24 protein-coding genes and 2 pseudogenes are annotated in these 25,290 nt (G+C 56.8%); 10 read left to right on the top strand and 16 right to left on the bottom strand.

Annotated features, from left to right (window positions below):
* Positions 1 to 22 precede the first annotated feature (22 nt).
* The 6 genes from EC915_RS18550 to EC915_RS18530 are packed head-to-tail and all read left to right on the top strand — an operon-like array spanning position 23 to position 5,319.
* On the top strand, positions 23 to 1,297 hold the full coding sequence (locus EC915_RS18550; RefSeq protein WP_256658781.1) for a DUF2142 domain-containing protein: 1,275 nt from the start codon (positions 23 to 25) through the stop codon (positions 1,295 to 1,297).
* Complete coding sequence (locus tag EC915_RS25340; protein ID WP_256658780.1) at positions 1,284 to 1,910, top strand: hypothetical protein; 627 nt, start codon at positions 1,284 to 1,286, stop codon at positions 1,908 to 1,910. Before EC915_RS18550 ends, EC915_RS25340 begins: the two co-directional genes overlap by 14 nt.
* Before the next feature lie 12 nt (positions 1,911 to 1,922).
* The gene (locus EC915_RS18545; protein ID WP_133751976.1) at positions 1,923 to 3,023 is read left to right on the top strand and encodes a DegT/DnrJ/EryC1/StrS aminotransferase family protein; all 1,101 of its coding nucleotides are present in this window, start codon (positions 1,923 to 1,925) and stop codon (positions 3,021 to 3,023) included.
* Positions 3,020 to 3,970: a glycosyltransferase family 2 protein gene (locus EC915_RS18540; RefSeq protein ID WP_133751975.1), complete on the top strand. Its 951-nt coding sequence runs from the start codon at positions 3,020 to 3,022 to the stop codon at positions 3,968 to 3,970. Before EC915_RS18545 ends, EC915_RS18540 begins: the two co-directional genes overlap by 4 nt.
* On the top strand, positions 3,957 to 4,907 hold the full coding sequence (locus EC915_RS18535; protein WP_133751974.1) for a WxcM-like domain-containing protein: 951 nt from the start codon (positions 3,957 to 3,959) through the stop codon (positions 4,905 to 4,907). Before EC915_RS18540 ends, EC915_RS18535 begins: the two co-directional genes overlap by 14 nt.
* A gap of 4 nt (positions 4,908 to 4,911) precedes the next feature.
* Positions 4,912 to 5,319: a GtrA family protein gene (locus EC915_RS18530; protein ID WP_133751973.1), complete on the top strand. Its 408-nt coding sequence runs from the start codon at positions 4,912 to 4,914 to the stop codon at positions 5,317 to 5,319.
* 212 nt (positions 5,320 to 5,531) lie between these two features.
* On the opposite strand, the pseudogene EC915_RS18525 reads toward EC915_RS18530, so the two are convergent.
* The 13 genes and pseudogenes from EC915_RS18525 to EC915_RS18465 all read right to left on the bottom strand — a co-directional run.
* Positions 5,532 to 6,152 (bottom strand): annotated as a pseudogene (locus EC915_RS18525) (IS66 family transposase); the annotation flags it as partial.
* A 4-nt stretch (positions 6,153 to 6,156) separates the two neighbouring features.
* Positions 6,157 to 6,492, bottom strand: a pseudogene (locus tag EC915_RS18520) (group II intron reverse transcriptase/maturase); the annotation flags it as partial.
* A 352-nt stretch (positions 6,493 to 6,844) separates the two neighbouring features.
* Positions 6,845 to 7,207, bottom strand: a complete 363-nt coding sequence (tnpB, locus tag EC915_RS18515) for an IS66 family insertion sequence element accessory protein TnpB (protein WP_256658779.1) — start codon at positions 7,205 to 7,207, stop codon at positions 6,845 to 6,847.
* A gap of 231 nt (positions 7,208 to 7,438) precedes the next feature.
* Positions 7,439 to 7,900, bottom strand: coding sequence for a hypothetical protein (locus tag EC915_RS18510; RefSeq protein WP_133751972.1), 462 nt, complete (start codon positions 7,898 to 7,900; stop codon positions 7,439 to 7,441).
* A 73-nt stretch (positions 7,901 to 7,973) separates the two neighbouring features.
* The gene (locus EC915_RS18505; protein WP_133751971.1) at positions 7,974 to 8,906 is read right to left on the bottom strand and encodes a glycosyltransferase; all 933 of its coding nucleotides are present in this window, start codon (positions 8,904 to 8,906) and stop codon (positions 7,974 to 7,976) included.
* A gap of 32 nt (positions 8,907 to 8,938) precedes the next feature.
* Entirely contained in the window at positions 8,939 to 9,829 is an 891-nt protein-coding gene (rfbA, locus tag EC915_RS18500; protein WP_133751970.1) for a glucose-1-phosphate thymidylyltransferase RfbA, read from the bottom strand.
* Positions 9,826 to 10,731: a dTDP-4-dehydrorhamnose reductase gene (gene rfbD / locus EC915_RS18495; RefSeq protein ID WP_133751969.1), complete on the bottom strand. Its 906-nt coding sequence runs from the start codon at positions 10,729 to 10,731 to the stop codon at positions 9,826 to 9,828. The genes rfbA and rfbD overlap by 4 nt, the downstream gene beginning before the upstream one ends.
* Positions 10,728 to 11,804 (bottom strand): dTDP-glucose 4,6-dehydratase, encoded by a 1,077-nt coding sequence (gene rfbB / locus EC915_RS18490; protein ID WP_133751968.1) that lies wholly within the window; start codon positions 11,802 to 11,804, stop codon positions 10,728 to 10,730. Before rfbB ends, rfbD begins: the two co-directional genes overlap by 4 nt.
* A 196-nt stretch (positions 11,805 to 12,000) precedes the next feature.
* Entirely contained in the window at positions 12,001 to 13,338 is a 1,338-nt protein-coding gene (locus EC915_RS18485; RefSeq protein WP_133751967.1) for a DEAD/DEAH box helicase, read from the bottom strand.
* Positions 13,339 to 13,399: 61 nt separating this feature from the next.
* On the bottom strand, positions 13,400 to 14,299 hold the full coding sequence (gene yedA / locus EC915_RS18480; protein ID WP_133751966.1) for a drug/metabolite exporter YedA: 900 nt from the start codon (positions 14,297 to 14,299) through the stop codon (positions 13,400 to 13,402).
* Between the two features lie 155 nt (positions 14,300 to 14,454).
* Entirely contained in the window at positions 14,455 to 15,069 is a 615-nt protein-coding gene (locus tag EC915_RS18475; RefSeq protein ID WP_133751965.1) for a PolC-type DNA polymerase III, read from the bottom strand.
* 143 nt (positions 15,070 to 15,212) lie between these two features.
* Entirely contained in the window at positions 15,213 to 15,692 is a 480-nt protein-coding gene (locus tag EC915_RS18470) for an NYN domain-containing protein (RefSeq protein WP_133751964.1), read from the bottom strand.
* 172 nt (positions 15,693 to 15,864) lie between these two features.
* The gene (locus EC915_RS18465; protein WP_133751963.1) at positions 15,865 to 16,656 is read right to left on the bottom strand and encodes a DUF2076 domain-containing protein; all 792 of its coding nucleotides are present in this window, start codon (positions 16,654 to 16,656) and stop codon (positions 15,865 to 15,867) included.
* 198 nt (positions 16,657 to 16,854) lie between these two features.
* Between EC915_RS18465 and EC915_RS18460 the strand changes: the two genes are divergently transcribed.
* Positions 16,855 to 17,517, top strand: a complete 663-nt coding sequence (locus tag EC915_RS18460) for a YciC family protein (RefSeq protein WP_133751962.1) — start codon at positions 16,855 to 16,857, stop codon at positions 17,515 to 17,517.
* A gap of 9 nt (positions 17,518 to 17,526) precedes the next feature.
* The gene (locus EC915_RS18455; protein WP_133751961.1) at positions 17,527 to 18,618 is read left to right on the top strand and encodes an endonuclease/exonuclease/phosphatase family protein; all 1,092 of its coding nucleotides are present in this window, start codon (positions 17,527 to 17,529) and stop codon (positions 18,616 to 18,618) included.
* Positions 18,619 to 18,786: 168 nt separating this feature from the next.
* On the opposite strand, the gene hrpB is transcribed toward EC915_RS18455, so the two are convergent.
* The 3 genes from hrpB to EC915_RS24880 form a co-directional block, all read right to left on the bottom strand.
* Positions 18,787 to 21,318: an ATP-dependent helicase HrpB gene (hrpB, locus tag EC915_RS18450; protein WP_133751960.1), complete on the bottom strand. Its 2,532-nt coding sequence runs from the start codon at positions 21,316 to 21,318 to the stop codon at positions 18,787 to 18,789.
* A gap of 89 nt (positions 21,319 to 21,407) precedes the next feature.
* On the bottom strand, positions 21,408 to 22,238 hold the full coding sequence (locus EC915_RS18445; protein WP_166651027.1) for an ATP-binding protein: 831 nt from the start codon (positions 22,236 to 22,238) through the stop codon (positions 21,408 to 21,410).
* A complete protein-coding gene (locus tag EC915_RS24880) occupies positions 22,150 to 22,683 on the bottom strand; it encodes a hypothetical protein (RefSeq protein ID WP_166651026.1) in 534 nt (177 codons plus the stop codon). The genes EC915_RS18445 and EC915_RS24880 overlap by 89 nt, the downstream gene beginning before the upstream one ends.
* Before the next feature lie 265 nt (positions 22,684 to 22,948).
* Here EC915_RS24880 and EC915_RS18440 point away from each other — a divergent pair, with 265 nt between their 5' ends.
* Together EC915_RS18440 and EC915_RS18435 are read left to right on the top strand one after the other, a co-directional pair.
* Positions 22,949 to 24,763, top strand: coding sequence for a sensor domain-containing phosphodiesterase (locus EC915_RS18440; RefSeq protein WP_133751958.1), 1,815 nt, complete (start codon positions 22,949 to 22,951; stop codon positions 24,761 to 24,763).
* A gap of 98 nt (positions 24,764 to 24,861) precedes the next feature.
* Entirely contained in the window at positions 24,862 to 25,287 is a 426-nt protein-coding gene (locus EC915_RS18435; protein ID WP_133751957.1) for a polyribonucleotide nucleotidyltransferase, read from the top strand.
* Positions 25,288 to 25,290: the final 3 nt, after the last annotated feature.

Raw genomic sequence — 25,290 nt, 5'->3', positions numbered from 1 at the left:
CAAACTTTACAGGGCTTCTATAGTGCTTCAGCCACAGATCACCAACAGTTCCCCTGGACTAAATGACTTCCGCTGCCAGCTTTTGCTGGCAGCCTTTTATTTAATCTTGGTTTGTGCTTGGTCGATAGGAATCGCATTCAATGGCGCACCTGATGAATCGACTCATTTTTTCCTGCTGGAATTTTTGAATAAGTTCCACACACTACCGTCCGCCGTGGAGCCTCGAGAGCCGTTGCTTGGTTTGATTTCAGGGCGCACATGGCAACCCGGCGAATTCTGGTACCACGGACTTCCTTTCCCGCACGTGCTAGGTGCTTGGATCACGACAAAAATCAGCGCGTGGTTTCTGCCTGCCGACGTGCTCTACATAGGGGCTAGGAGTTTCAACTGGATCTTGGGCGGGATTTTCATTAGTTCACTATTTCGCGCTGCGCGCTCCCTAGGTTCTCCTCTCCTAATCTCGGCATTAATCGCGGCCTGCATTTCACTTATCCCACAAGTGACCTTTGTCTTTTCGTACTTCAACAGCGACGGCTATGGGCTGACCAGCATTGCTCTTTTATTGAGCACATCGATTAGTTTTATAAATTCACCAACGCGGAAAAGGGCGCTCTACCTAGGTCTCGCCATCGGGATGATGCTGATGGCAAAACTGTATTTTTTACCGGCACTTGTATTTGTGGTGGTTAATCTCTTGACTAACAGAGCATTCAAAAATAAGCGCCTGTTTGTGCACTTACCTACATCGATTATCGCTGCCAGCGTGGTAGCTGCCCCTATGCTGCTGCTTGTTTATTCAAGCTATGGAGAGATATCGGGGGTCTCTGGGCAGATCGACTTTGTAAACATGCATAAGACTAATCCTGCAGCAGGCTTTGGCACCTGCTATATTTTTTGCGGAGGTCAAACGCTCAATTACAGCAACCTACTCTCCTGGCTGGGTTTGACGCTCAGAAGCTATTTCTCTGTTACAGGGTGGATGAATATTTTTATTCCCAGTATTTACTACCCTGTTGCCGCCTCAATATTCTTACTGGCAGTGTTAGCCTCGCTGTACCAAGCCAGGCGAATGGGCAAGTCAGAGTCAAGTAAAGACATGGTGGTGAACTTCGTCCTCCCGGTCGTCATGATTTTGGGCCTGTATCCAGCCATGATCCTTTTAAGCCTCATTGCGTCGCAGAACTCTCTTCCACAGCCTCAAGGCAGATACCTGTTTGTCACCATTCCTTTCCTCGCCTTTCTGTTATCCATAACGACTCAACGCATACTGGAGAGGACAAACCATGAGCATGCGTAGCTATAAGTCTCACGCGTTAAAAAAGAGAATGTCCGTAATTCTGCTGCTCATTTTTCTTTTTCTCGCCGCAGCTAACATGGCCACGTGGAAGGAAAACATAACTTCACTATCCAATGCCCAGAACTCCGTCTTGGGGCGCTTCGCTCAGGAGGCTCTGGCCGCAGGCGACAAATCTACGACCGATCTGGGACTAACGCTGAGTGAGGCGGACCTCGTCGATCGTACGATGATTCCCGCGATTGAACACGCCACTCTGCTTTTGCCCGCGACGAGCAACACCGCGACAGTCGGCAGCATTGATGAAATCAGAAGAACAGATAAAGGCTGGGCGGTAAGGGGCTGGAGCTTTCCGACCGACACCGGCGAGCGCCCGGAATTCTTGATCGCGAGTCAGAACGGCAAGGTTATCGGCGCACTTAGGTTCAATCAAAAGCGGCCCGACGTCGTGAAAGCTCTGGGGCGACAAGACGCTTTGCTCTCTGGCTTTTCGGGCCAGATCACTACCGCGACGAAGCCAGCGGACTGTAGTATCACGCTTTTTACTTTAAGCTCTTCTCTTAAGCTTTACCCTATGCCTGACGCGTGTGAAAAAGCCGCTCACCCTATTCCCTGATTCGGACATACCATGGAAAATATTGTTCTTTTCTCCGCCACCAAGGCAAACGCAGGCATCGACTTCGTCACGCCTCTTAAAAAAGTTTTGGATAGCCACTGGTACATTCTTGGCAACGAAGTAAAGCTTTTTGAGGAAGAATTCGCGAGCTATGTGGGCGTTGAGCATTGCGTGAGCGTCGCAAACGGCTCAGAAGCGCTGGAATTGGCGCTTCGCGGGCTGGGTGTGGAGCAGGGCAACCGCGTCGTAGCGATCGCCAATGCAGGCTTCTATAGCAGTACCGCGATCCACGCGATCGGCGCAGAACCGGTATACATTGACGTTGACGCTGATACATTGACCATGTGTCCCAAGGCATTAGCATTAGTCATTGATACCAAACCCGCAGCAATCATCGTCACACATCTGTACGGCCAACTGGCAAACATCGAAGAGATTGTGCGCATTGCATCGGCTGCAGGTGTGCCAGTGCTGGAAGACTGCGCTCAATCCCATGGGGCTCGCCGTAATGGCAAGCAGGCAGGCAGCTTCGGAAACATCGCCTGCTTCAGCTTTTACCCCACCAAAAACCTCGGTGCTTTGGGCGACGGCGGTGCCGTTGTCACTCGTGACGATCAGCTCGCCGCCCGCATTCGCCAGTTACGTCAGTATGGATGGTCACAAAAGTATGAAGTCGCAATTCCTGGTGGCCGTAATAGCCGACTGGATGAAATGCAAGCTGCAATACTGCGCGTGAAATTACCCCTCCTTGACGAGTGGAATGCTCAGCGCCGTTCAATTGCTCAACGGTACAACACCGCATTTGCATCGCTGGATATGCAACTGCCGTCCTTCACCGCTGAAGACTACGTTGCCCATCTGTATGTGGTACGCCTCAACAATCGCGCGAAGTTCGCAGCGGCACTGAAAGAGAAATCGATCAACACCGATATTCACTATCCAATCGCCGACCATCGACAACCTGCGTACCATGCTTCACCAACAAATTCTCTCGCTGTCACAGAGCAGGCTTGTGACACTGTGATTTCGCTGCCTTGCTACCCAGGCCTTACGGATGAGGAAGTGGATCGCGTCATTGAGTCAGTAACGGCTTACTTCTCAAAGGAGCAATAATTTTGCTGACGCTGGTCATCCCGGTCTACCGCAACGAGAGCAACTTGCCGGATCTGCTGCTTGCGGTGTCGGCTCTCAACGTGCAGCTGCACAATGATCTGGAAGTCGTGTTCGTCGTCGACGGCAGCCCCGACCGCTGCTACGAGATTCTTAGGGCAGAACTGCCGCTGCAGCCATTCCGCTCCAAGCTCATTTTGCTATCTCGCAACTTCGGCTCGTTCATGGCAATACGCACCGGACTGCAGAATGGCAGTGGCGATCGATTTGCGGTGATGGCTGCGGATTTGCAAGAACCTCCAGAGCTGGTTCTGAAAATGAACCGTGTTCTGATGCGTCAGGATATCGACGTTGTGGTTGGAGTACGTGAGGGCCGTCAGGATCCATGGGCAACGCGTACGGCATCGAGGATTTTCTGGGGCCTTTATCGCCGTTACGTAATACCTGAGATTCCGCCTGGCGGCGTTGACATGTTTGCGTGCAACAAGGCATTCAGAGACACATTGCTCACTCTGGATGAACGTCACAGTTCTTTGATTGCGCAGATTTTCTGGTTAGGGTATCGCCGCGAGGTTGTCACTTATACTCGCCAAGAGCGAGTCCACGGTAAGTCGGCCTGGACATTACGCAAGAAAGTCAATTACCTGATGGACAGTGTCTTTTCATTCACTGATTTGCCCATCAGACTGCTAACCCGCGTAGGAGCCTTCGGATCTGCGTTGGCGGCGCTATTTGGCGTTTTCACCTTGATTGCCAAGCTAGATGGCATGATTGAGGTGCCTGGATACGCGATGATAATGCTCGCGATCACCTTTTTGGGCTGCCTGAATCTCTTGGGACTCGGTATCGTTGGCTCTTATGCGTGGCGCACTTACGAGAATACAAAGAACCGGCCATTGGCGATTCCAATGCGGGTTGAAGATTTTGGAGACAGGCATGAGCACTACTAGGGATTTCTTCGTCCATAGCCACGCGCTGTGCGAATCGGAAACAATTGGCAAGGAGAGCCGGGTGTGGGCGTTTGCTCACATATTGCCTGGCGCCACACTGGGCAGCGAGTGCAACGTCTGCGATAACGTTTTCATCGAAAACGACGTGGTTATCGGCGACCGAGTTACGTTGAAGTGCGGCGTGCAAGTCTGGGATGGCATCACCATCGAGGACGACGTCTTTATTGGCCCTAACGCGACCTTCACTAATGACCTCTTTCCTCGCAGCAAGGTCTATCCAGAGACATTCGCTCGCACGATCATCAGGCGTGGTGCTTCACTGGGCGCTAACTGCACTATTCTGCCCGGTATTACCATCGGCATAAACGCGATGGTTGGCGCCGGCGCCGTTGTCACCCGTTCAGTGCCGCCTAATGCAATCGTGGTTGGCAATCCCGCCAAGATCATCGGGTATGTTGACGCCAAGCCGGTTACCGCCAGTGTTGAAGGCATGCAGCAGGCAGATAAACCCGGTTCACTTCAAACATCCGTGAAAGGCGTCACGCTGCACACAATGAACGAAGTTGCAGACATACGCGGGAGTTTGTCAGCGGGAGAGTTCGAGCGCTCCGTGCCGTTCAGGACAGAGCGCTACTTTCTGGTCTATGACGTACCTACCGCTGAAACCCGCGGGGAGCATGCACATCGCCGTTGCCATCAGTTCCTGGTCGCGGTCAAAGGTTCCGTTCACGTCGTAGCAGACGATGGGGTAAATCGAGAAGAGTTCGTGCTAGACAAGCCGAACGTCGGTATTCACTTACCACCTATGACATGGGGCATCCAGTACCGCTACTCTGCTGACGCCGTGCTAATGGTCTTCGCATCCCACTACTATGATGCGGATGACTACATTCGGAATTACGATGAATTCAAGTCACTGATTCAAAGAAGTAGCTAGCCAGATGCTCAATCTGGCTCTATCTAAGCTTATGAAATTGGACTTTGCCCGATTCTTAGTTTCGGGCGGTTTCAATACCGTCCTTACTTATGGCATCTATTTATTACTGCTATTGGTCATACCTTATACGGCCAGCTACACCATATCCTATGCAATAGGCATATTGCTTGCTTATATTTTAAACAGGTTTTTTGTATTCAAAAGTCATCGCGGCTTGCAATCGGCCCTGCTTTTACCGCTGATTTACGGAATACAGTATGGTCTAAGCATGCTGATACTTTGGTTTTGGGTGGAGAAATTCGATCTCGATGAAAGGCTCGCGCCAATTGCCGCCGTTGTGATCACATTTCCCATTACTTATATTTTTTCGAAAATTGCCTTTTCAGATAAAGCAAAAAATATTGCAGATTGAAAAAAACGACATATCTGAGGCACATGCCCTTCTGCGTAGCGGACAGCATGTGTTTTAGAGAGCTCACTGCAACTGGCTTAAATGAGCGAGAGCCGATTGCCCAGCACCGTGATCGACAGTAATTAACGTCGCAAAAAAGCCCGGTACACCTGTTATGAAGTTATGTATCCAGCGCTTGCTTGGTAAGCGTCCGGGCATCACGCCTTGCGTGATTAAAACGGTTGCCAGTTATGCGGCAGCAGTTGGTCGATTTCACTCGCCCGCTGAGTCGGCAGCCGCGTGAGAACATCCTTCAGATACGCATACGGATCATGGCCATTCAGGCACGCAGACTGGATCAAACTCATGATCGCTGCCGCCCGTTTGCCGCTGCGCAACGACCCTGCAAAGAGCCAGTTCTTACGTCCAAGAGCCCATGGTCGGATCTGGTTCTCTGCCCAGTTGTTGTCTATGGGTACAGCCCCGTCATCGAGGTAGCGCGACAGCGCTGCCCAGCGTTTCAGGCTGTAATCGAGAGCTTTACTGATGGCCGAACCTTCAGGCACGAGGGCACGCTGGACGATCATCCAGACATGCAGCATATCCATTACCGGGACGGCTTTTTCTTGCCGTATTCGGCGTCGTAAGTCTGGTTCCAGGTCGCGAACTTCACTTTCGATTTCATACAGCAACTGGATGTAGCGCAGGGCTTGCTCGGCAAGCGTGCTTTTATTCGTAGCGTGCAGCTCGAAGAACTTGCGCCGTGCATGAGCCATGCAGCCGACTTCGGTCACGCCGAGTTCAAAGCTGGCCTTGTAGCCACCAAAATCGTCACAGACCAACTTACCTTTCCAGTCATCGGTATCCATAGGAATCCGAATGAAAAAGACAGTCTAGTCGCGGCTCTATAAGCAGCTTAACAACAGTCTGAGCCACCCGATCAGCCACAGTAGGAATACCCAGCTTGCGTTTGCCTCCTGATTGCTTCGGAATCTCTACCTGCCGAACCGGCGGCGGTAAGTAGGAACCTGATGACATCCGATTCCACAGCTTGTAGAGGTTCCATTGCAGCTTCTGCTCGAACTGGGCAATAGATTGTTCGTCTATCCCAGCGGCTCCTCGATTGGCTTTCACACGCTGGTAAGCCTCCCAAACTGTCAGTTTGGAAATGCTGTACGACTTTGCTGTACTCATACCACTCCTCCCCACCAAAGCGGGTTGATGGCATGAGCCAGCTGGGCAACGCCATCCCTTCGCTCCATTCTCATTACAAGAATTTCATCACTACTACGAATGGCTCCGCCACTCGGCCTTTGCATCGGTATTCTTCCTTGCGGTGGTAGCCGCTTGTCATTTCCCTTGGCATCAAAGGCGAGGTTCTCACGTTCCGAATCAAAGCCTGTATTGAGCTCATGCCGCCTATACACCGGCTGCCATCTGGACAGTAGACAGGTAGCTTCCGGACTGATCCCGAGGCTACTGGGCGACCTCGGTTTTGACAGCATTTGAATACTTAACGATGCGTCTTCGGACGGTTTGCTTTCGCTCATCTTCTCAATACGTACCTGACACCATCATTGGCGCCTTTTCCAACGGTCGCTCGCCACCACGCCTTTTGAACGCAGCAGCACCGGGTGGTTTGAAGCCAGCTCCTGCAAGCAGACTCCGGGAGACCTACTCCCATCTTTGATACAGCATCGCTGACTGACGTCAGCGTTCGTGACACACCCCAATACAGCACTTTGACTCGGTTGCGGTGGCGATTCAGGAAAACGAAAAGTACGGGGTCAAACACCGCCACCTTGATATCCAGTTCGACCAAGGCAGCCAAGCCGTCGATGGACTTTCGAAAGTCGACGGGTTTCGGGTAGAGGTACACTTTTTCAACTTTGGCATCGGGGCGCATCATGACGGCGGGCTCCTGAAGGATATCGGGAGCCCAGCATCAGGCGTCAAATGGCAGCTTTGAATGTGTAGGCGATGGATCGCTTACGTTATACCTGCCAAAGGCCTGCTGTTTGATCCCCGCAGCACCAGTCTGCGCTTTGGGATGTAGCGCGCGCTGAACTCGCTTTAGCTCTCAGGACCTTGATTGCGGGGTGATACCCTACGCGATCTCAATATAGGTACCACCTATCTACTACTGAACTACCAAGACTTTTTTTGGCTGGCACACCAGGAGCGAGTTTCCGTCTGGTATTTCTAATATGATGCCATAGCCGCCTGGTTCAAGCTTCGAAAGATCTGCTCTAAAGTTAAAACCCGTCTTGAGGAGCTTATCGTTGTTATAAGCCTTAACAACGTCCGGTCGGTCTGTCATGGTCGGGCCATCAAACGTAAAGGGAACTCCGGCAGCTCCGGTCAAGCGCAGTCTCAGTTTTTTGGGCGATATCCTCTTTGATGCGTCAATTGCCCATCCGGCAAAAACCACTGTGTCCCGATGAACATAGACTGTGGTATCGGGTTTGCCGCCAATGACATCTAGCGAGCAAAGATCCGTAGAATAGTGGGTGACGTTCTTATTCTCGACTTTGCTATCGCACCCTGCGATAGCCGTCAAACCAATGGCCAGCACACTGATAGTCGCTAAAGTTTTATGCATACTATTTCCCGATCTTGAATGTAGTTGAAATCGCTCAGTTCCAGAGCCTTCGCGTCTTATGGCTGTACGTAACTTATACCGCATGCTTCTTTAGGCTGGAGCCGAAAAGCTTCGCCATTAGGTAGAGAGCGGGAAAAATGAGCTGATCACGACGCTTTCGCCGACAGTCGCGGGACATTTGAAAGATCTGCCCGCATCTCAAACGTATGAACGAACTGTTATCCAAAAAACCTTTCACATCTTTTAACACCAACGAGCGAGTCAGCTCTATTTGCTGATACCACCAACCGTCGACTATTCGATGAAGTCTTGAAATGCCGGATGAGATTCCAGAGTTCACACCAATATGGTTATCCGCATGCTGCCGATAATCCATCCCGGGTACCGGATCAATAAACCACTTAAACCCATGGCTGCGCGCATATGCATAGCAAAACCAATCATGTAAAGCGATCTCCTGCACCCTTTCCCACTTATCCACGATCAGCTGCTTGAACCCTGATGCCAGCGCAGGCTTGAGCACATACGTGCATCCCGGCCCCGCTGCTTCGAACAGGTAATCCCATTGCACTTGAGGCTGGGCCTTGTCGACAAGCATTCTTCGGCCATTGGGCCAAAACGCGACGACGTTGCTGGAGTAACCATCGATATGGTCCGAGCGCAGTGTTGCAATCGCACGCTCAAGCTTGTCGGGGTACCAGATGTCGTCTTGGTCGGAGAAGGATACGAAGTGATACGCACTGAAGTCGACGTCGCGTATCAATCGGAAGAAGTTGCGCGCGGCTCCTTTGAATGGCCCGACAGGCGGGAGCAAGGTGACATTGGGATGGCTCAGCGCGTATTTGGCGCACCAGCTCTCGGTGCCATCGGTCGAGGGGTCGACGCTGATGTAGATGCTGACGTGGACATTGGTCTGCGCGAGGATAGAGGCCAGTTGCTCCTCTATCCACGGCATGCCGTTATAGGCAGCCAACAGCACAGCGACTTCGGGTAACTCAAAAGACATGCTGTTGGTAACCTGCTTGGTAAGGTTATTTATCAATCGACGCCGTGGTCCAGCATTTGCTGCAGGTATTGACCGTAACCGGTTTTCTTCAGCTTCTCGGCTTGGGAGGCAACCTGTTGTTTAGTGATCCAGCCGTTGGCGTAACCGATCTCTTCGAGGCATGCCACTTTCCAGCCTTGACGCTGTTCGATGGTGTGCACGAAATGGCTGGCTTCCAGCAGCGATTCATGGGTACCGGTGTCCAGCCAGGCAAAGCCGCGACCCAGCATCTGCACGGTCAGGCTCTTCTGCTCAAGGTATGCACGGTTTACGTCGGTAATTTCAAGCTCGCCGCGCTCGGAAGGCTTGATGCCTTTGGCGATCTCGACGACCTGGTTGTCGTAGAAGTACAAGCCGGTCACCGCATAGCTAGATTTCGGCGCGGTTGGCTTTTCTTCTATGCTCAGCGCTCGGCCGTCTTTGTCGAACTCGACAACACCAAAACGCTCTGGGTCATTTACGTGGTAGCCGAACACGGTTGCGCCTTCAGTCTGCTCGCCTGCAGCGCGCAGGTTGTCCGAGAAGTGTTGGCCGTAAAAGATGTTGTCGCCCAGAATCAGGCAGCAAGGGTCTTTACCAATGAACTCTTCGCCTATGATGAAAGCTTGGGCCAGGCCATCCGGGTTGGGCTGTTCGGCGTAGGTCAGTTCGATGCCGTACTGGCTGCCATCACCCAGCAATTTGCGGAAGCTGGGTAAATCTTCTGGCGTCGAGATGATCAGGATCTCACGCATGCCAGCCAGCATCAGAACCGACAACGGGTAGAAGATCATTGGCTTGTCGTAGATTGGAAGCATTTGCTTGGAAACGCCCAGGGTTAGCGGATGCAAACGCGTGCCCGAACCGCCGGCCAGAATGATTCCTTTACGATTGGTCGTGTTCATTTGTTAAGAGCTTCCATAAGCATGCGGGTTATGCCACTTTGCCAGTCCGGCAAGTGTAGAGAAAAGGTGTCGCGAAGCTTGTCCGTTGCAAGACGGGAATTCAAGGGACGGCTGGCTGGTGTGGGGTACTCGGTGGTCGCAATTGGATTAATCGTCTCGACCGCGAGTATCTCACCGTTGGCGCGAGCGAAATCAATTACGTAGGTCGCGTAGGCGTGCCATGACGTTTCACCTGTTGGCGTCAGATGATAGATGCCGCACAACTCAACGTTTACCAACGCTTTCTGCAATGCGGCAACGGCGACGTCGGCCAACAGATCGGCGCCTGTCGGCACGCCGATCTGATCCGAAATCACGTTCAGCGATGCCCGATCTTTCGCCAGCCGCAGCATGGTTTTGGCAAAGTTGTTGCCTCGCGCCGCATAAACCCAACTGGTGCGGAATATCAAATGCTTGCAGCCCGAGGCGACAATCAACTGTTCGCCTTCCAGCTTGGTGGCGCCATAGTAGTTAACCGGCGCAACGGCGTCGATTTCTTTCCATGGCGTCACACCGCTGCCGTCGAACACGTAGTCGGTCGAGTAATGCATAAGCAGAGCGTCGAGACGTTTCGCCTCTTCGGCCAACACCTGGCTGGCCAACGCGTTGATCGTATGCGCAAGTTCCCGTTCGGTTTCGGCCTTGTCCACGGCGGTGTAAGCAGCAGCATTGACGATGACCTGCGGCGACACGCTGCGAATGGCTTCGCGCAGACCGGCGAGGTCCGACAGGTCACCCACGAGGGTGCCGTAAGCGGTAGAAGTCGGGTGGCGATCCAGTGCAGTCACTTCACCCAACACGCTCAACGCGCGCTGCAATTCCCAACCGACCTGGCCGTTCTTGCCAAGCAGAAGGATCTTCATGGCGTGTCTTCTCGGGCTGCGTAGTTCTTGTCGATCCACTGCTGGTAGCTGCCGCTTTTGACGTGCGCCACCCACTCAGGATTGTCGAGGTACCACTGCACCGTTTTGCGGATGCCGGATTCGAAGGTTTCTTCCGGAACCCAACCCAGCTCGCGCTGAATCTTGCTGGCATCAATCGCATAACGCAGATCGTGACCCGGACGGTCCTGAACGTAGGTCAGCAGATCGACGTGAGGACGGAAGGCCGAATCAGGGCGCATCTCATCGAGCAACGCACAAACGGTGCGGACGACTTCGATGTTCTGCTTCTCATTATGGCCGCCGATGTTGTAGGTCTCGCCTACTTCGCCTTCGGTGACCACTTTGTAAAGGGCGCGGGCATGGTCTTCCACAAATAGCCAATCGCGGATCTGGTCACCTTTGCCATAGATCGGCAGCGGCTTGCCTTCCAGCGCGTTGAGGATGACCAACGGGATCAGCTTCTCGGGGAAGTGAAACGGTCCGTAGTTGTTCGAGCAGTTTGTGACCAGAGTCGGCAAGCCGTAAGTACGGGCCCAGGCTCGAACCAGGTGGTCAGAGCTAGCCTTGCTGGCCGAGTAAGGCGAGCTTGGCTGATACGGGGTGGTTTCGGTGAAGAGATCTTCCGGCCCATGGAGATCGCCGTACACTTCGTCGGTCGAAACGTGGTGGAAACGAAAGGCGCCCTTCCGGGCTTCGTCCAGCGACGACCAGTAGCCGCGCGCAGCTTCCAACAGCACGTAAGTGCCAATGATGTTGGTCTGAATGAACTCGGACGGCCCGCTGATGGAGCGGTCAACATGGGACTCGGCCGCCAAGTGCATAACAGCGTCAGGTTGATGTTCGCGGAACACGCGATCAAGGTCTTCGCGGTTGCAGATATCGACGTGTTCGAACGCGTAGCGATCGCTCTGATCAACTGTCTGCAGCGACTCGAGGTTACCCGCGTAAGTCAGCTTGTCGACGTTGACGACCGAATCGGTGGTGTTGGCAATGATGTGCCGTACGACTGCTGAGCCGATGAAGCCTGCGCCGCCAGTAACTAAGATCTTCACGCGAATTTCATACCCTGATTGTTGGCAGCGTGGGAGCTGCCGGATCCATGAAAAGCAAAGCTGACAGCGAACGATCAGCCATTTATGCAGTTCGTCTCTCGGATACGTCTCAACATTGACGCCTACGATCAACGAAATTAACAGACCGCATTTTAGCCTCAACGTCCGTTATTACTACAGCGGATTTGGATGACTCTTACGGCTTGCGCTTGCGCGGCCCGGTGTTGAACACAGGGACTTTCCTCACCGGTTTCGCAGCCGGCGCTTCGGCCACGCTTTCGCCGCTGTCGACCCACTTGCCGAGGTTGCGTTTGCCGCTACCGCCGCTGGTCTTGGGTTTCTTAGGCTTTTTCGGCTTTTTCAGAATCTGGCCGCTGGTGTCGGTGGCCGGCACACGATGTTCCGGCTCGAAATCCGGTTCTTCTCGGCGCTGCAGCGTCTGGCGAGTCAGCACCTCAATGGCGCTGAGCAACTCGACTTCGTCGGCGCATACCAACGAGATCGCCTCGCCCGTCTGCCCGGCACGACCGGTGCGGCCGATGCGGTGCACATAATCTTCAGCAACGATGGGCAAGTCGAGGTTGACCACGGTCGGCAGATCTTCAATGTCCAACCCGCGCGCTGCGACGTCGGTCGCGACGAGAATCTGCACTTCTCCGGCCTTGAAACGATCCAGCGCCCGTTGGCGAGTGGCTTGAGGTTTATCACCGTGGATGCCATCGGCATTGATGCTCAGGCCCTGAAGGCGCTCCACCAGTTGATCGACGCCCACACGGGTTTTGGCAAAGACCAGTACCTGGCTCCAGCGTTGTTTCTTGAGCAGGTGAATGAACAGCTCGCTCTTGCGCTTCTTGTCGACCGTCACCACCCACTGCTTGACCGACGACGCTGCGACATTACGTGGGCTGACTTCGATGCTCAGTGGGTTGTCGAGCATTTGCCCGGCCAGCGCGCGGATCGAATCGGAAAAGGTCGCCGAAAACAGCAGGGTCTGCCGACGCTTCGGAAGCGCAGCGTAGATATCGCGTAGCTCTTCGGAGAAGCCAAGATCGAGCATGCGATCGGCTTCGTCGAGAATCAGTGTCTGGACCTGGGAAAATTTCACTGCGTTCTGACGGTGCAGGTCAAGCAACCGGCCCGGTGTCGCCACCAGCACGTCGACGCCACGGCGCAGCTTCATCATCTGCGGGTTGATGCTGACCCCGCCATAAACGGCGTAGGTGCTCAGCGGCAGGTGCTCGGCGTATTGGCGAATCGCCTCATGAACCTGCTCAGCCAACTCGCGGGTGGGGACCAGTATCAGTGCCCGCACCGAATTGGCAGCGGCTTTCGGGCCTTCCATGGTCAGGCGTTGCAGCACAGGCAAGGCAAAACCCGCTGTCTTGCCGGTGCCGGTCTGGGCAGCCGCCATCAGGTCGCGACCCTCCAGCACCGGCGGGATCGCCTTGGCCTGAACAGGGGTTGGCGTCTGGTAGCCGAGCGTTTCAAGGGCGCGCAGCAGGGGTTCGATCAGGCCGAGTGAAGCGAATGTCATGGGAATACCGTTGGAAAAAGGTCAGCGCACGAGGGGCTGCGGATAGACAATGGCGCGCAGTTTACCCTTTCTGCACAGGTTTCTGCTTGCGCCACTGCGGCAGGCCGATCAGCACCACTGCGCTGATGATAACGGCCATGGCTGCGGCTTCCGGCGGGCCGATATGCTCATCGGCAAAGAGCACGCCCAGCATCACTGCCACTGCGGGATTGACATAGGCATAGCTGGTGGCTGCTGCCGGTCGCACGTTTTTCAGCAGGTACATATAAGCGCTGAATGCGACGATGGAGCCGAATATCACCAGGTAAGCCATGACCAGCCAGCCGGAAAGCCCCGGCGTTTGAGTCAGGCGCTCGCCGCTCAGGTAGCTGCCGATCAGCATCATAGCTCCGGCTATCAGCATTTCGCAGGCACTGGCCATCGGCCCGGGAGGCAGCGGCAGGTAACGACTCCATACCGAGCCGAACGACCAGGTGGCCGCAGCCAGAATGACCAGCGCCGCACCCAGCGGGCTGGCTTGCAGGTTCGAGCCAAAGTTGAGCAATGCGATGCCGATCAGGCCCAACACGATCCCAGCCCACTCAAGCCCGGTATTGCGATGCCCCCACAACAGACCGAACAGCAGCGTGAACAGCGGCACCACGGCAATCGCCAGCGCGGCGACACTTGAGGCAACGCCTGCATGTTCAGCCAGGGTTACTCCACCATTGCCACACGCCAGCAACAGGAAACCGATCATCCCCGCCGCTTTCCACTGTTTCCAGGTCGGCATGGGCGCACCGCGAAAACGCATGAACGCGAAAAGAATTGCGCCTGCGAGGGTAAAACGCACGCCCGCCATCATCAGTGGAGGCCAGGTTTGAACACCGATGCGAATGGCCAGGTAGGTGGAGCCCCAAATCACGTACAGCGCGAAAAAGGCCCCGATGAGCAGCAAGGGGAAACGGCGAGAGGCAGGCATGACAGGCTCGACTTTTTGTTCTGTGGCTGAGCCCAAGACAGCGGCTGGCAACCAGATTCTTTTGGAGCACCATCTTAGGAAAGCCAGGCACAGAGGATCAGTAACAAATAAGGTTTATTCGACCCGTACACTTTCCAGGGGCCTCGGGCAGCGCGTTAAACGCTGCGATGTTTGCTGATGGCCTCAGCGATTTTTTTCGCAGGAACCTTCTGTAAGGTGCAAAGCAAACGATGTGAAACCCCGCCAAGGCCATGGGTGTGGCGCAGCTCGCGACTCAGGTGCACCGTGAGATTGGCAGCCATTTCAGCATCGGCCATAGCCCGGTGAGCCTTTCCCGTATGCGGCAATCCTGCCCAAGAGGTCAGCGTGCCGAGTTTGTGGTTCGGTGCGCCGGGCATAAGGCGTCGCGCCAGGAGCATCGAACAGGCGAAACTCTGCTGACGATTGCGCTTGATGCGGGACAGCTCGTAGTCCCAGAACTTCTGGTCGAAAGACGCGTTGTGTGCCACCAGCGGCGTCAGCCCGACGAACTCTGCGACCTCGTTCATGACCCGATCGGCCGGCGGCGCAGTGCGCAGCATGCTGTTGCTGATCCCCGTCAGCGATTCGATGAACGATGGAATCCGCACGCCGGCGTTCATCAGGCTCTGATACCGCTCGACGATAACGCCCTGCTCCATGATCACCACGGCAATTTCAGTCGCGCGGCAGCTGTTGCCGGGAGAAATGCCGGTGGTTTCGAAGTCGATGACGGCGATGCGTTCCTGCATGGGGTTAAGCCTTTAACGGTGAAAGTTTTAATGGGCGTCGACTCATCCGAGGTCACCTGTCTTCGAGCGATGGGAATACGTCGAAGGGGCCGATGCCTGGCGAATGAACTCGCTTTGCAGGGCTGCATTTTTCCAAAAGAATCTCAGCTCTTGAGCAGCAAGCCGCCCTCGATTGGCACGTAACGACTGGCTGCACGGATCAGGGAGTTGGCCGTCAGCCCCGGCACGCCATACGCCACAGCTTCGACGCCGTGCTTGCTGATAATGCGGTCGAGCAGCAGGTCAAAATCCCCGTCACCCGACGCCAGCACGACCTCGTCAACATGGGGCGCAACGTCCATGATGTCGATGGTGATGCCTACGTCCCAGTCGCCCTTGGCCGAGCCATCGCTGCGCTGGATGTAGGGTTTGAGTTTGACGGTAAAACCGAGGTTGCGCAGGATCTGCTGGAATTGCTGCTGCTTGCTGTCACCGCGATCAATAGCGTATGCGTACGCTTCGACGATCTGCCCGCGCTGGCTGATATCCGCCCACAAAGCGGAATAGTTGAAGTGACACCCATGGGCTTGGCGCACGGTGTAATACAGGTTCTGTACGTCGGCGAACACCGCAATTCTTCTCACCAGGACTCCTCGATGCGCTGACAGGCGACGATGGCCCGCACATCGGGCCGGCGCTCAGTATGCCAGCTTGGGGAGGGATTGAAGAGAGGCGTCGGATTTATCCAGAGGCGCACAAACGGCTGTGGGGGCCAGCTTGCCCCCACAGGTCTTGCGCCAGCCTGGAAGTTATCGGTCAGACGTAAGAATCGTCATCATCTGCGCCAAACATACCGCTGTCATCGCTGCCGTAATCCGTATTCGCTATGCCGCCCGAATCATTGCCCCAGCCACCGTTGTCGGTCACGCGCTGCTGATCGTCGCCCCAGCCGCCGTTGCCGCTGTTGCTTTCACTGGCAGGCTGCGCCGGTTGCTGCTCGATGATCTCGACGATTTCCTGTGGCTGGCTGTTGTGGTGAAACAGACTGCTGATCCCTTCGGCCAGCATCACACCGCCTGCCACACCTGCCGCCGTTTTCAGGGCGCCGCCAAGAAAGCCTCTGCCCATCGGCGCGGCGGGCGCCTGCTGTGGCGCAGAGGCGTAGTTTGCCTGCTGCGGCGCGTTGTACGGTGGCGGGCTGCCCGGGCCGCTGTCACGCCAACCACCGGCAGACGGCTGCGCGCTGGCAGACCGGGAAAAGGGCGCCGCCGGCTGCTGGGCCTGTGGCTCGCGCGAGCCACCGCCAAAGATACTCGACAGAAACCCGCCACTGCCTTGCGCGGGTGCAGGCTGCGCCTTGGCGCGCTGAAGTTCGGCCTGCAACTGTTGAATCTGCTCGTCGCGCTGACGGCTCTGGGTTTCCAGCTGTTTGATCGCGACTTCCTGAACCAGGATCGCCTGCGCCATGTAGTAAGGCGCGGCAGGCTGGCGTGTCAGGTGCTCCTTGATCAGCGCCTCGGCTTGAGCGTCACGGGGGGCAGAGTCGGTTTCCGCTTGCTTGAGTTTGCCAAACAAGCCGTCGATCAGGGTTTGTTCTTCGCTGTTCATGGCGACCTCGTTAGATTGCCGTAGGAATTCTGTGACTGACCAGTGTCAGACACGAACAGTAATGGGGCGTTTCAAAGGCGTTTCAATAGGATGTAGAAAAAGTTAACTGCGCCCGCCACCGCCCGTCCGAAGGGCCAGCTTGGCCCGCCTGGCGCCTCTACGTTAGAGTGTCCGCCTGCTTTTACCTGTGACCCTTTCATGAATCCGCTGACGATCGTCCAAGACTCGCTGTACTTTTTTCGACGCAATGTGGTCAGCATTCTCGCGCTGTGCCTTCCGTTGGTGATCCTTGAGGCCCTGACCAGGCAAATGCTGTCCGGCGCCACGGACACTGACGGCTCAACGAGCTGGCAACTGCTGATCGGCCTGCTGTTCTACCCGCTCTATACCGGCGTGCTGATCCTGTTCATGAGCGCCAAAACCCGCGGCGATGTGCCAGCCAAACGCCATCTGCTGGCCACAACCTTGCGTATGTGGCCCACCTTCGCGGTCCTGACCGCCCTGAGCACCCTGCTGATCATGGCTGGGCTGTCGCTGTTCATCCTCCCCGGCGTGTGGGTGATGATCAAGCTGGTGTTTGCTGAGTATCTGCTGGTGCTGCACGGTCTTGGGCCGCTGGAGGCGATGCGTCAGAGTTTCCGCATGACGCAGGGCCATATGATGCGGATTCTGGGGTGTGTGCTGTTCGTGTACCTCCCGCTCGGGGTGCTCGAAGGCTTGAGCTACTACGTGCTGCCGGGCCAGCAAAGCCCTGCGTTGTCACTGGCTGTCGATAGCATTTCCAGTTTCCTGCAGCTGTTCATCAGCGTGGTGATGTTTCGACTGTTCATGCTGATCGACAAACCCGCGCGACCAGCCTGAGGAGCGCCGATGCAACGTTCAATGCGCTACATCGTTGCTTTTGCGCTGTTGATCGCGCTGGCTGCCGGGCTCCTATACGACGTCACCTGGCACCCGGCCAAGCATGAAAAGTCGCCGGTCACCTGCAACGCCAAAGACGCCCCACCTCCCCTGCTGGCGTCGGGTCAAGCGCTGAAAGTCATGACCTGGAACATCCAGCATCTGGCCGGCAAACGCTATGTATTCTGGTACGACATGGCCGACGGAAGCGGCCCGGACGAACGCCCTACCCCCGAAGACATCGCCTATAACCTGGACGAAGTGGCGCGGGTGATTCGAGATGAGCAACCGGATATCGTGCTGTTGCAGGACGTGGACGATGGCGCCAAAAACACTGACTACACCGATCAGTTGGCACTGCTGCAGGAACGCGTCACCGATCTGTATCCATGCAGTACCGAGGCGTTTTACTGGAAGGCCGATTTTGTTCCCAACCCGCATATTTACGGAAGTGTCGGCACCAAGCTGGCGATGCTCAGCCGTTATCGGGTAGATCGGGCCGAGCGTCTGCGACTGCCATCGCCCAAGGGCAATCTGCTCAGTCGCCAGTTCGAGCCTAAACGCGCTTTGCTGGTGAGTTATCTGCCGCTGCGCAACGGCGGGCAGCTGGCAGTGGTGAACACGCATCTGGGGGATTTGCGCCTTGGCGATGACACGTTGCAGCGCCAAGTGTCAGCGACGATCCAGCTCATGGAGAGCTTCGAACGCAGCGGGACGCTTTGGATCAGCGGCGGCGATTTCAATCTGCTGCCCAAAGGGCAATATGAACGCCTGCCTGTCGAGCAACGAGCGCCATATGCCCCACACAGCGAGCTGGGTGCTCTGTGGGAGAAATACCCGATGATCCCTAGTAACGACGACGTCAATGATGAGGATCGTGGCAAGTGGTACACCCGGTTCCCCAATGACCCACGGGTAAGCGGGCCGGATCGTACGCTGGATTACCTGTTCTACAGCCCGGCATTACAGCGGGTCGATGCGCAAGTGCGGCGGACCGATACGCTGCTGATTTCCGACCATCTGCCAGTGATCGGGCGGTTTTTGCTGCCGCTTGGAAGGTAGTTTCGAATGTGGCTTCCAAGGCAGCTCCGAGGTCACTCCAGCCCTCGTTGGGAGCGCGCTCATTCGCAAGCTGTCGTCAACGGTGGCATGGGTTAAAACGGTTGTACCGGCCTCTGGTGAACCCGCTGGCTTTTACAGAGTGATTGAGACCGGACGACAGCTCGCGGTTCAGTTTCTCGGCTTCACCCGCGCCGTCGGCTCTGCAATCAACGGGTCATCCGGCCAATAATGCTTGGGATATCGTCCCTTCAAATCCTTCTTCACCTCGGCGTAAGTGCTGCGCCAGAAGTTCGCCAGATCCTGAGTAACCTGCACCGGCCTGCGCGCCGGAGATAACAGGTGCAGCTTGACGATCTGCCGTCCGCCCGCAATCCGAGGCGTGTCGCACAGGCCGAACAACTCCTGCAGCCGCACCGCCAAAATGGGCGGGTGTTCGCTGTAATCCACACGCACCGACGACCCCGATGGCACACGCAAATGATGCGGCGCCTGTTCGTCCAGTCGTTGCGGCAGCGGCCAGGGCAACAGGTTATGCAGGATCGAAGACAGGTCCAGATTACTGAAATGGCTCAGCCGGGTGACCTTGCCCAGATACGGCAGAAGCCAGTGTTCAAGCGTCGCCAGCAATGCCTGGTTGCTGACATCCGGCCACTCACTGCTGTCCTGTTTCTGCAGATCCAGTTGCCGAAGCAAGCCGATCCGCGCTTGCCATTGGCGCAACTCTGCGGTCCAGGGCAACAGTTCCAGCCCCTTGCGTCGCACCAATGTCAGCAGCGCCTGACCGCGAGCGGCGTCATCCAGCCCGGATAAGGGCTCACGACTGATGATCAGCTCACCGGCTTTGCGCTGACGTTCGGCGCGAAACACACCTTCGCGCTCGTCCCAGTCCAGCTGATCAAGGAGAGTGACCTGCTCGGCAAGGATCGAACCGAAGAGTGCAGAATCGAACTCGGCCGCCAGATAGATGCGCTCTTCCCTCTGACCCTGACGGCTGCCCAGGTCCGCGACCACCAGCCACGGCTGTTTCATCAGCGCGTCGGGTTCTGCGAACAGCGCAGCGCGACCATTGGCCAGTCGGTATTCGGCGCCTCCAGCCTTGCGCTGTTGAGCAACGCGATCAGGGTACGCCAGCGCCAGCAAGGCGCCGAGCCAGCGTGGATGATCGGGATCGACCACCGGCTGCTTTGGGGAGACTTTCACATAGCTGCGATATTGCCGGGCCAGCTGTTTGGCCCGCTGCACCCCGCCTTGAGCGCCACGCGCTGCGCGTTCGGTGCCCGCCAACAGTGTCAATCGGCTGTGCAGGTCCGCCCCCGCACCGCGCAAGATGTCGCGCTCGCCCAGCAATGCCGCAACGTCACAGGCCAAGGCGCCAAGCCCCAGCTCCTGGCCGCGCAGCAGCAGATGAGCGATGCGCGGATGGGCCGGGACTTCAGCCATCGCCTGCCCGTGTGGCGTGAGTTTCCAGTCTTCGCCCGGCTTGCGGGAAAGCGCGCCGAGACGACCGAGCAAATCCTGAGCCTGTGCGTAAGCCGCAGCCGGAGGCGTGTCCAGCCAAGTCAGATGGGAAGGCTCGACACCCCAACGTGCCAGTTGCAATGCCAGAGCTGCGAGATCGGCCTGAAGGATTTCCGCAGCGCCATAGGCCGCAAGCTGGTCATGCTGTGCTTCTGACCAAAGGCGATAACACACGCCGGGCTCCAGACGCCCGGCCCGACCGGCACGCTGCGTGGCACTGGCGCGGGAGATGCGCTGGGTATCGAGTCGGGTCATGCCGCTGCCCGGATCGAAACGTGGCACCCGCGCCAACCCTGCGTCGATCACCACCCGCACGCCGTCGATGGTCAGGCTGGTCTCGGCGATGTTGGTCGCCAGCACCACCTTGCGCACGCCGGGCGGAGCCTGCTCGATGGCCGCACGCTGCGCATTTATGTCCAGTTCGCCGTGCAATGGACACAGCATCACATCGCTGCGCTCGCCCAGCATGTCAGCCAGCTGTTGATTGACCCGACGAATCTCCGCCTGCCCCGGAAGAAACACCAGCAGGCTTCCCGTTTCATTGCCCAGCGCGTCGAGAATGGTCTGGACGACCCGCGGCTCTATGAATTCGCCCGACTGGAATGGCCGCCCCCACTGCATCGTCACCGGGAACATGCGTCCTTTACTGCTGATCACCGGCGCGCCATCAAGCAGGCTCGACAGCCGCTCGCCTTCCAGGGTTGCCGACATCAGCAGGATCTTCAGCGGCTGTTCGTCGCGAAACAGCGCCCTGCCGTTCAGGCTCAATGCCAAGGCAAGATCAGCATCGAGACTGCGCTCGTGGTACTCGTCGAAGATCAGCAGGCCGACGCCCTCCAGCGACGGGTCTTCCTGCAGGCGACGGGTGAGGATCCCTTCGGTGACGACTTCGATCCGGGTATCGGGGCCGACCTTGCTATCCAGCCGGATCCTGTAGCCAACGGTCTGGCCAACCCGCTCGCCCAGCTCCGACGCCAACCGCTCCGCCGCCGCCCGCGCTGCAAGCCGCCTGGGCTCGAGCATAAGAATGCTTTGCCCGGTGAGCCATGACTCGTTCAGCAGAGCCAATGGCACGCGTGTGGTTTTGCCTGCGCCGGGAGGCGCCTGTAATACAACATCAGGGTGTTGACGCAAGGCTTGAAGCAGCGACGGCAAGGCGCTGTCGATGGGTAGAAAACTCATGATCACTCCCGAACAGGTGGCGCAGTATACGCCGTGCCGGGGTGGCCTATGCGAGGGTTAAACCGGTGCTGGTGCCAGTCCCAAAGGCATCAGGCTTCGCCGACCAGTTGATCGATGGCCGTCTTCAGTTCGCTCATCGCAAAAGGCTTTGGCAGCCAATGCACCCGCCCCTCTTCGAATGCCGCAGTGGGTACGGAGTTTTCAGAGAAGCCTGAGATAAACAGCACCTTGAGGCCCGGACATTTCTGCATCGCCAGCGATGCCAGTTCGTCCCCGCCGATACCTCCGGGCAGTCCGATGTCAGTGATCAGCAGCCTCAAGGTCGCTAGTTCGGGCAACAGTCTCAAGGCCTCGGTCGCTGTGGCCGCTTCGGTGACGAGGTAACCGATATCCTGCAGCGCCTCACCCACATGATCACGGATGCCAGCTTCGTCATCAACCACCAGCACCGCGCCCTGCGAACTGGAACCGGCGTCATTGGCAGCCACCCCGGTGCCCGGGACAACCGCTGGCAATACGCCTTGATACACCGGTAACAACAGGCTAACGGTGGTGCCCTGCCCCACCACCGAATCGATCTGAGCCTCGCCAGCGGATTGACGAGCAAAACCCTGGACCATCGACAGCCCCAAACCGGTGCCGGCTCCCCGCGGCTTGGTGGTGAAGAAAGGATCGAATGCTCGCTGCAGAACGCTGCCGGGCATGCCAAGGCCGGTATCGGTCACGCGGATCTGCGCATAGTCACCCTCGGGCAGCACCGCAGTGGCCTGCTGCGCAGCGATTTTGACCTCACTGACTTCAATGCGCAGCCGTCCACCCCGAGGCATGGCATCACGGGCATTGATGCACAGGTTCAATACCGCATTTTCCAGCTGATGCGCATCGCACAGGCACAGCAAGGCGGTAGCCGGTGCCAGCAATTGGAATTCGATGCGCGGCGTCAGTGTGCGGCACAGGTTGCAGACCATGGCCATTGCCAGGCTGACCAGACCAGACCAGACCCAAGCTGAACGTATTGACCCAACTGAACCAGTCGCTCTCGAAGCCCTTCGGGCCGATGAAAAAATACTGCGCTGCAAGTACTGCCAGCGCACAGCCCAACACCGACGCACCGGCACCGGCACCGGCACCGGCACCGAACCAGAATCCACAAAACATGAGCCCGGGAATAAAAAACAGGTAAGGCAGTGCCGTGCTGGGCATCTGGGCTCGTAACAAACCGCAAAGCGCGACGACAGCGATTGTCCCCAGATAGCGCGCAGCAGGACCGGGGTGCGTGCGCACCGGGCGACGGCCTTTATGCAGAATCGAAGCAAACAAATCGTTCACCAGCAGACGTTTGAAGGAGCCAGTCGATTCGGACATGCACTCGCCCCTCGGAGATCGGTTTGGCATGGGCGACAGTTAATGCCATCCCATGCCAGCGCGCTTACAGGATATCGGCAAAAACTACTCTAGACTTGAGTCGATCGTCGCCAACAGCCATGATGGCCATCTGATAGTCTTTGTCGAAGTACTCCAGTGAAAAGTCTGATTAGGCGTCGGGTTGGGTCATGGATAAGCTGCCCGAAATGAATGGGCCCTCATCCGACCCTGGCCGCCCCATTACGAATTACCTCAGGAAGGATCCATGCACAGCTCCAGCTCAACTCTCGACGAACGAGCACGTCTGGCTGAAGTCGATCGCCTGACCGCGGATCTGTCAAACGGCTCTGACCCTGTACTCAACAGCGTAGTGGCGATGATTTCGGCGCATTTTGGCGTCGCCACCGCGCTGGTCAGCATCGTTGACCGTGATTTCCAGATTTTCAAGGCCAAGATAGGCCTTGAATTACAGCGAACATCGCGAGAAGCGTCCTTCTGCGCCCACAGTCTTGGCGACGCCGACGTGCTGGAAGTATGTGATACGCATACCGATGCCCGTTTCGCCGACAACCCTCTGGTCTGTGGCGCACCTTTTGTTCGTTACTACGCCGGCGCCCCTCTGGTTGTTCAGCCAGGGCTGGCGCTGGGCAGCCTGTGCGTGATCGACCAGACGAAACGAGCGCCCATGAGCGCTCAGGACAAGGCTTTTCTGCAAAATGCAGCGGGCGTGGTGGTAGCCCGCCTGCAATCCATACATTCGCAGCACTTCTTCGATCAGATGACTGGCCTGCCCAACCGGCAACGCTTCGAGCTGGACATCCACAGTGTGAGCGACCCGCAATCGCAACGGGCGGCGATCCTGATCGAGCCATTGTCTGCGGTGGGCATGGACAGGCTGGTCAAGTCGCTGGGTCTGGATTTCTTTGTTGACTTCATGCGGGCGGTCAAAGAACTGCTGCTCGGGTTATTGCCCCCCGGCGTGAAGCTGTATCGGACCAATACTTTATGCTTCGCCATAATAGCGGACTGTCGTGTCCTGGACTCTCTGCCCCGCTTGCTTGACAGCATTACCGAAGCCCTCGGACGGCCAGTGAACAGCGGTAATGTACCGGTCCTGGCCGATGTCGGCATCGGCGTGCTGAATTTCGGTGCAGAAGGTCAAGTACCTGTTGATAGCTTGCGGTTGATGGCCAGCATTACGGATGCAGCGCGCAAGTGCACCCACCGCTGGCTTCACTACGATCCGGCGATCGATGCATCGTTACGCCGCAGCGTGACGTTGCTCAATGCGATCGAACCCGCATTGCTGGCCCCTGACCAATTGCGACTGGCTTATCAGCCTCGCGTTGACCTGAGCAGCGACCGCTGCGCGTCTGCTGAAGCGTTGCTGCGCTGGACTCACCCGACGCTGGGCGAAGTCAGCCCGGCAGAATTCATCGGCTTGGCCGAAACCACCGCCTCGATACGCAATATCACTCGGTGGGTCGTGCGCAACGTGTGTCAACAGCTGGCGCAATGGCGTAACCAAGGATTGACCATCAAGATCTCGTTGAACGTTTCGGCGCTGGATCTGACCGACGGCAGATTGTTCGATGAACTGACTCAGGCTCTGGACACCTACGGTATCGACCCGCAGTACCTTGAACTCGAGTTCACTGAAAACGTTCTGGTAACCGACTTTGCCGCCGTCCGTGAACAGCTTCTGCGCTTGCGTCGCTTGGGTGTAGCCGTGGGCATCGACGACTTCGGCAGCGGTTACAGCAACTGGACCTACCTGCGGCAGATCCCCGCCACCAGCGTGAAGCTGGATCGCTCGCTACTGGCCGACCTCCAACCGGGCAGCAGCGACTGGCACATCGTGCGCGGCTTGATCAGCCTGGCCAGGGACCTGAATCTCACCGTGGTGGCAGAAGGGATTGAAACCGAACTTCATTACCACCTGTTGCGCGGCTGGGGTTGCCACGAGGGTCAGGGTTACTACTTCGCAAAACCCCTTGCGCCTGAACAATTGGTCGATTGGCTGGCCAATGGACGTTGGCCCTCCAGCATTCCCATGACCGTACTCAACAGCGATCTCTGAAATTCGGTCTCTTCATACAGAACCGTCCAGTGCGCCGGATAGTCTTATTGCTTAGGCATTTGCCTTGTATAGTTGCGACTTTCTCTGAGGGGATCTCCATGCCAATCACTTCCCGTTTGATCGGCGGCGCTCTGGCCGTAAGCCTGCTGGCTCAACTGACCGCCTGCGGCAGTATTTTCTACCCTGACCGTCGCGGTCAGATTCAGGGCAATGGCCGGATGGACCCGGCAATCGTAGTGCTCGATGCTGTCGGTCTTTTGTTCTACATCATTCCCGGCGTCATCGCCTTTGCTGTCGACTTCGCGACCGGTGCAATCTATCTGCCTTCCGGTAAACAGGCCCGGATAGACCCGCAGAAACTGCAACCTGCCGTTAAGGCCGACGGTTCGGTGGACAACGCCAAGCTGCAAGCGATCATCCAGACCGAGCTGGGCCGCACACTGCCGCTGGACGATCCCCGCCTGATTCAGCACAAAGGCAGCGCGCAGCAACTGGCCTCGCTGGGTCTGGCACCGTCCGCTTGATGT

The organism is Pseudomonas sp. LP_7_YM (genome assembly GCF_004364435.1).
Lineage (GTDB): Bacteria > Pseudomonadota > Gammaproteobacteria > Pseudomonadales > Pseudomonadaceae > Aquipseudomonas.
Note: the sequence above shows the minus strand (reverse complement) of the source record. Positions and strands in the feature narration are given on the sequence as shown.

What these genes read in the sequence shown, in the direction of transcription:
- EC915_RS25340 (WP_256658780.1), top strand. Translation starts at nt 1,284, where the DNA reads ATGAGCATGCGTAGCTATAAGTCTCACGCGTTAAAAAAGAGAATGTCC.
- EC915_RS18545 (WP_133751976.1), top strand. Translation starts at nt 1,923, where the DNA reads ATGGAAAATATTGTTCTTTTCTCCGCCACCAAGGCAAACGCAGGCATC.
- EC915_RS18535 (WP_133751974.1), top strand. Translation starts at nt 3,957, where the DNA reads ATGAGCACTACTAGGGATTTCTTCGTCCATAGCCACGCGCTGTGCGAA.
- EC915_RS18530 (WP_133751973.1), top strand. Translation starts at nt 4,912, where the DNA reads ATGCTCAATCTGGCTCTATCTAAGCTTATGAAATTGGACTTTGCCCGA.
- tnpB (WP_256658779.1), bottom strand. Translation starts at nt 7,207, where the DNA reads ATGATGCGCCCCGATGCCAAAGTTGAAAAAGTGTACCTCTACCCGAAA.
- EC915_RS18510 (WP_133751972.1), bottom strand. Translation starts at nt 7,900, where the DNA reads ATGCATAAAACTTTAGCGACTATCAGTGTGCTGGCCATTGGTTTGACG.
- EC915_RS18505 (WP_133751971.1), bottom strand. Translation starts at nt 8,906, where the DNA reads ATGTCTTTTGAGTTACCCGAAGTCGCTGTGCTGTTGGCTGCCTATAAC.
- rfbA (WP_133751970.1), bottom strand. Translation starts at nt 9,829, where the DNA reads ATGAACACGACCAATCGTAAAGGAATCATTCTGGCCGGCGGTTCGGGC.
- rfbD (WP_133751969.1), bottom strand. Translation starts at nt 10,731, where the DNA reads ATGAAGATCCTTCTGCTTGGCAAGAACGGCCAGGTCGGTTGGGAATTG.
- EC915_RS18485 (WP_133751967.1), bottom strand. Translation starts at nt 13,338, where the DNA reads ATGACATTCGCTTCACTCGGCCTGATCGAACCCCTGCTGCGCGCCCTT.
- yedA (WP_133751966.1), bottom strand. Translation starts at nt 14,299, where the DNA reads ATGCCTGCCTCTCGCCGTTTCCCCTTGCTGCTCATCGGGGCCTTTTTC.
- EC915_RS18475 (WP_133751965.1), bottom strand. Translation starts at nt 15,069, where the DNA reads ATGCAGGAACGCATCGCCGTCATCGACTTCGAAACCACCGGCATTTCT.
- EC915_RS18465 (WP_133751963.1), bottom strand. Translation starts at nt 16,656, where the DNA reads ATGAACAGCGAAGAACAAACCCTGATCGACGGCTTGTTTGGCAAACTC.
- EC915_RS18460 (WP_133751962.1), top strand. Translation starts at nt 16,855, where the DNA reads ATGAATCCGCTGACGATCGTCCAAGACTCGCTGTACTTTTTTCGACGC.
- EC915_RS18455 (WP_133751961.1), top strand. Translation starts at nt 17,527, where the DNA reads ATGCAACGTTCAATGCGCTACATCGTTGCTTTTGCGCTGTTGATCGCG.
- hrpB (WP_133751960.1), bottom strand. Translation starts at nt 21,318, where the DNA reads ATGAGTTTTCTACCCATCGACAGCGCCTTGCCGTCGCTGCTTCAAGCC.
- EC915_RS24880 (WP_166651026.1), bottom strand. Translation starts at nt 22,683, where the DNA reads ATGTCCGAATCGACTGGCTCCTTCAAACGTCTGCTGGTGAACGATTTG.
- EC915_RS18440 (WP_133751958.1), top strand. Translation starts at nt 22,949, where the DNA reads ATGCACAGCTCCAGCTCAACTCTCGACGAACGAGCACGTCTGGCTGAA.
- EC915_RS18435 (WP_133751957.1), top strand. Translation starts at nt 24,862, where the DNA reads ATGCCAATCACTTCCCGTTTGATCGGCGGCGCTCTGGCCGTAAGCCTG.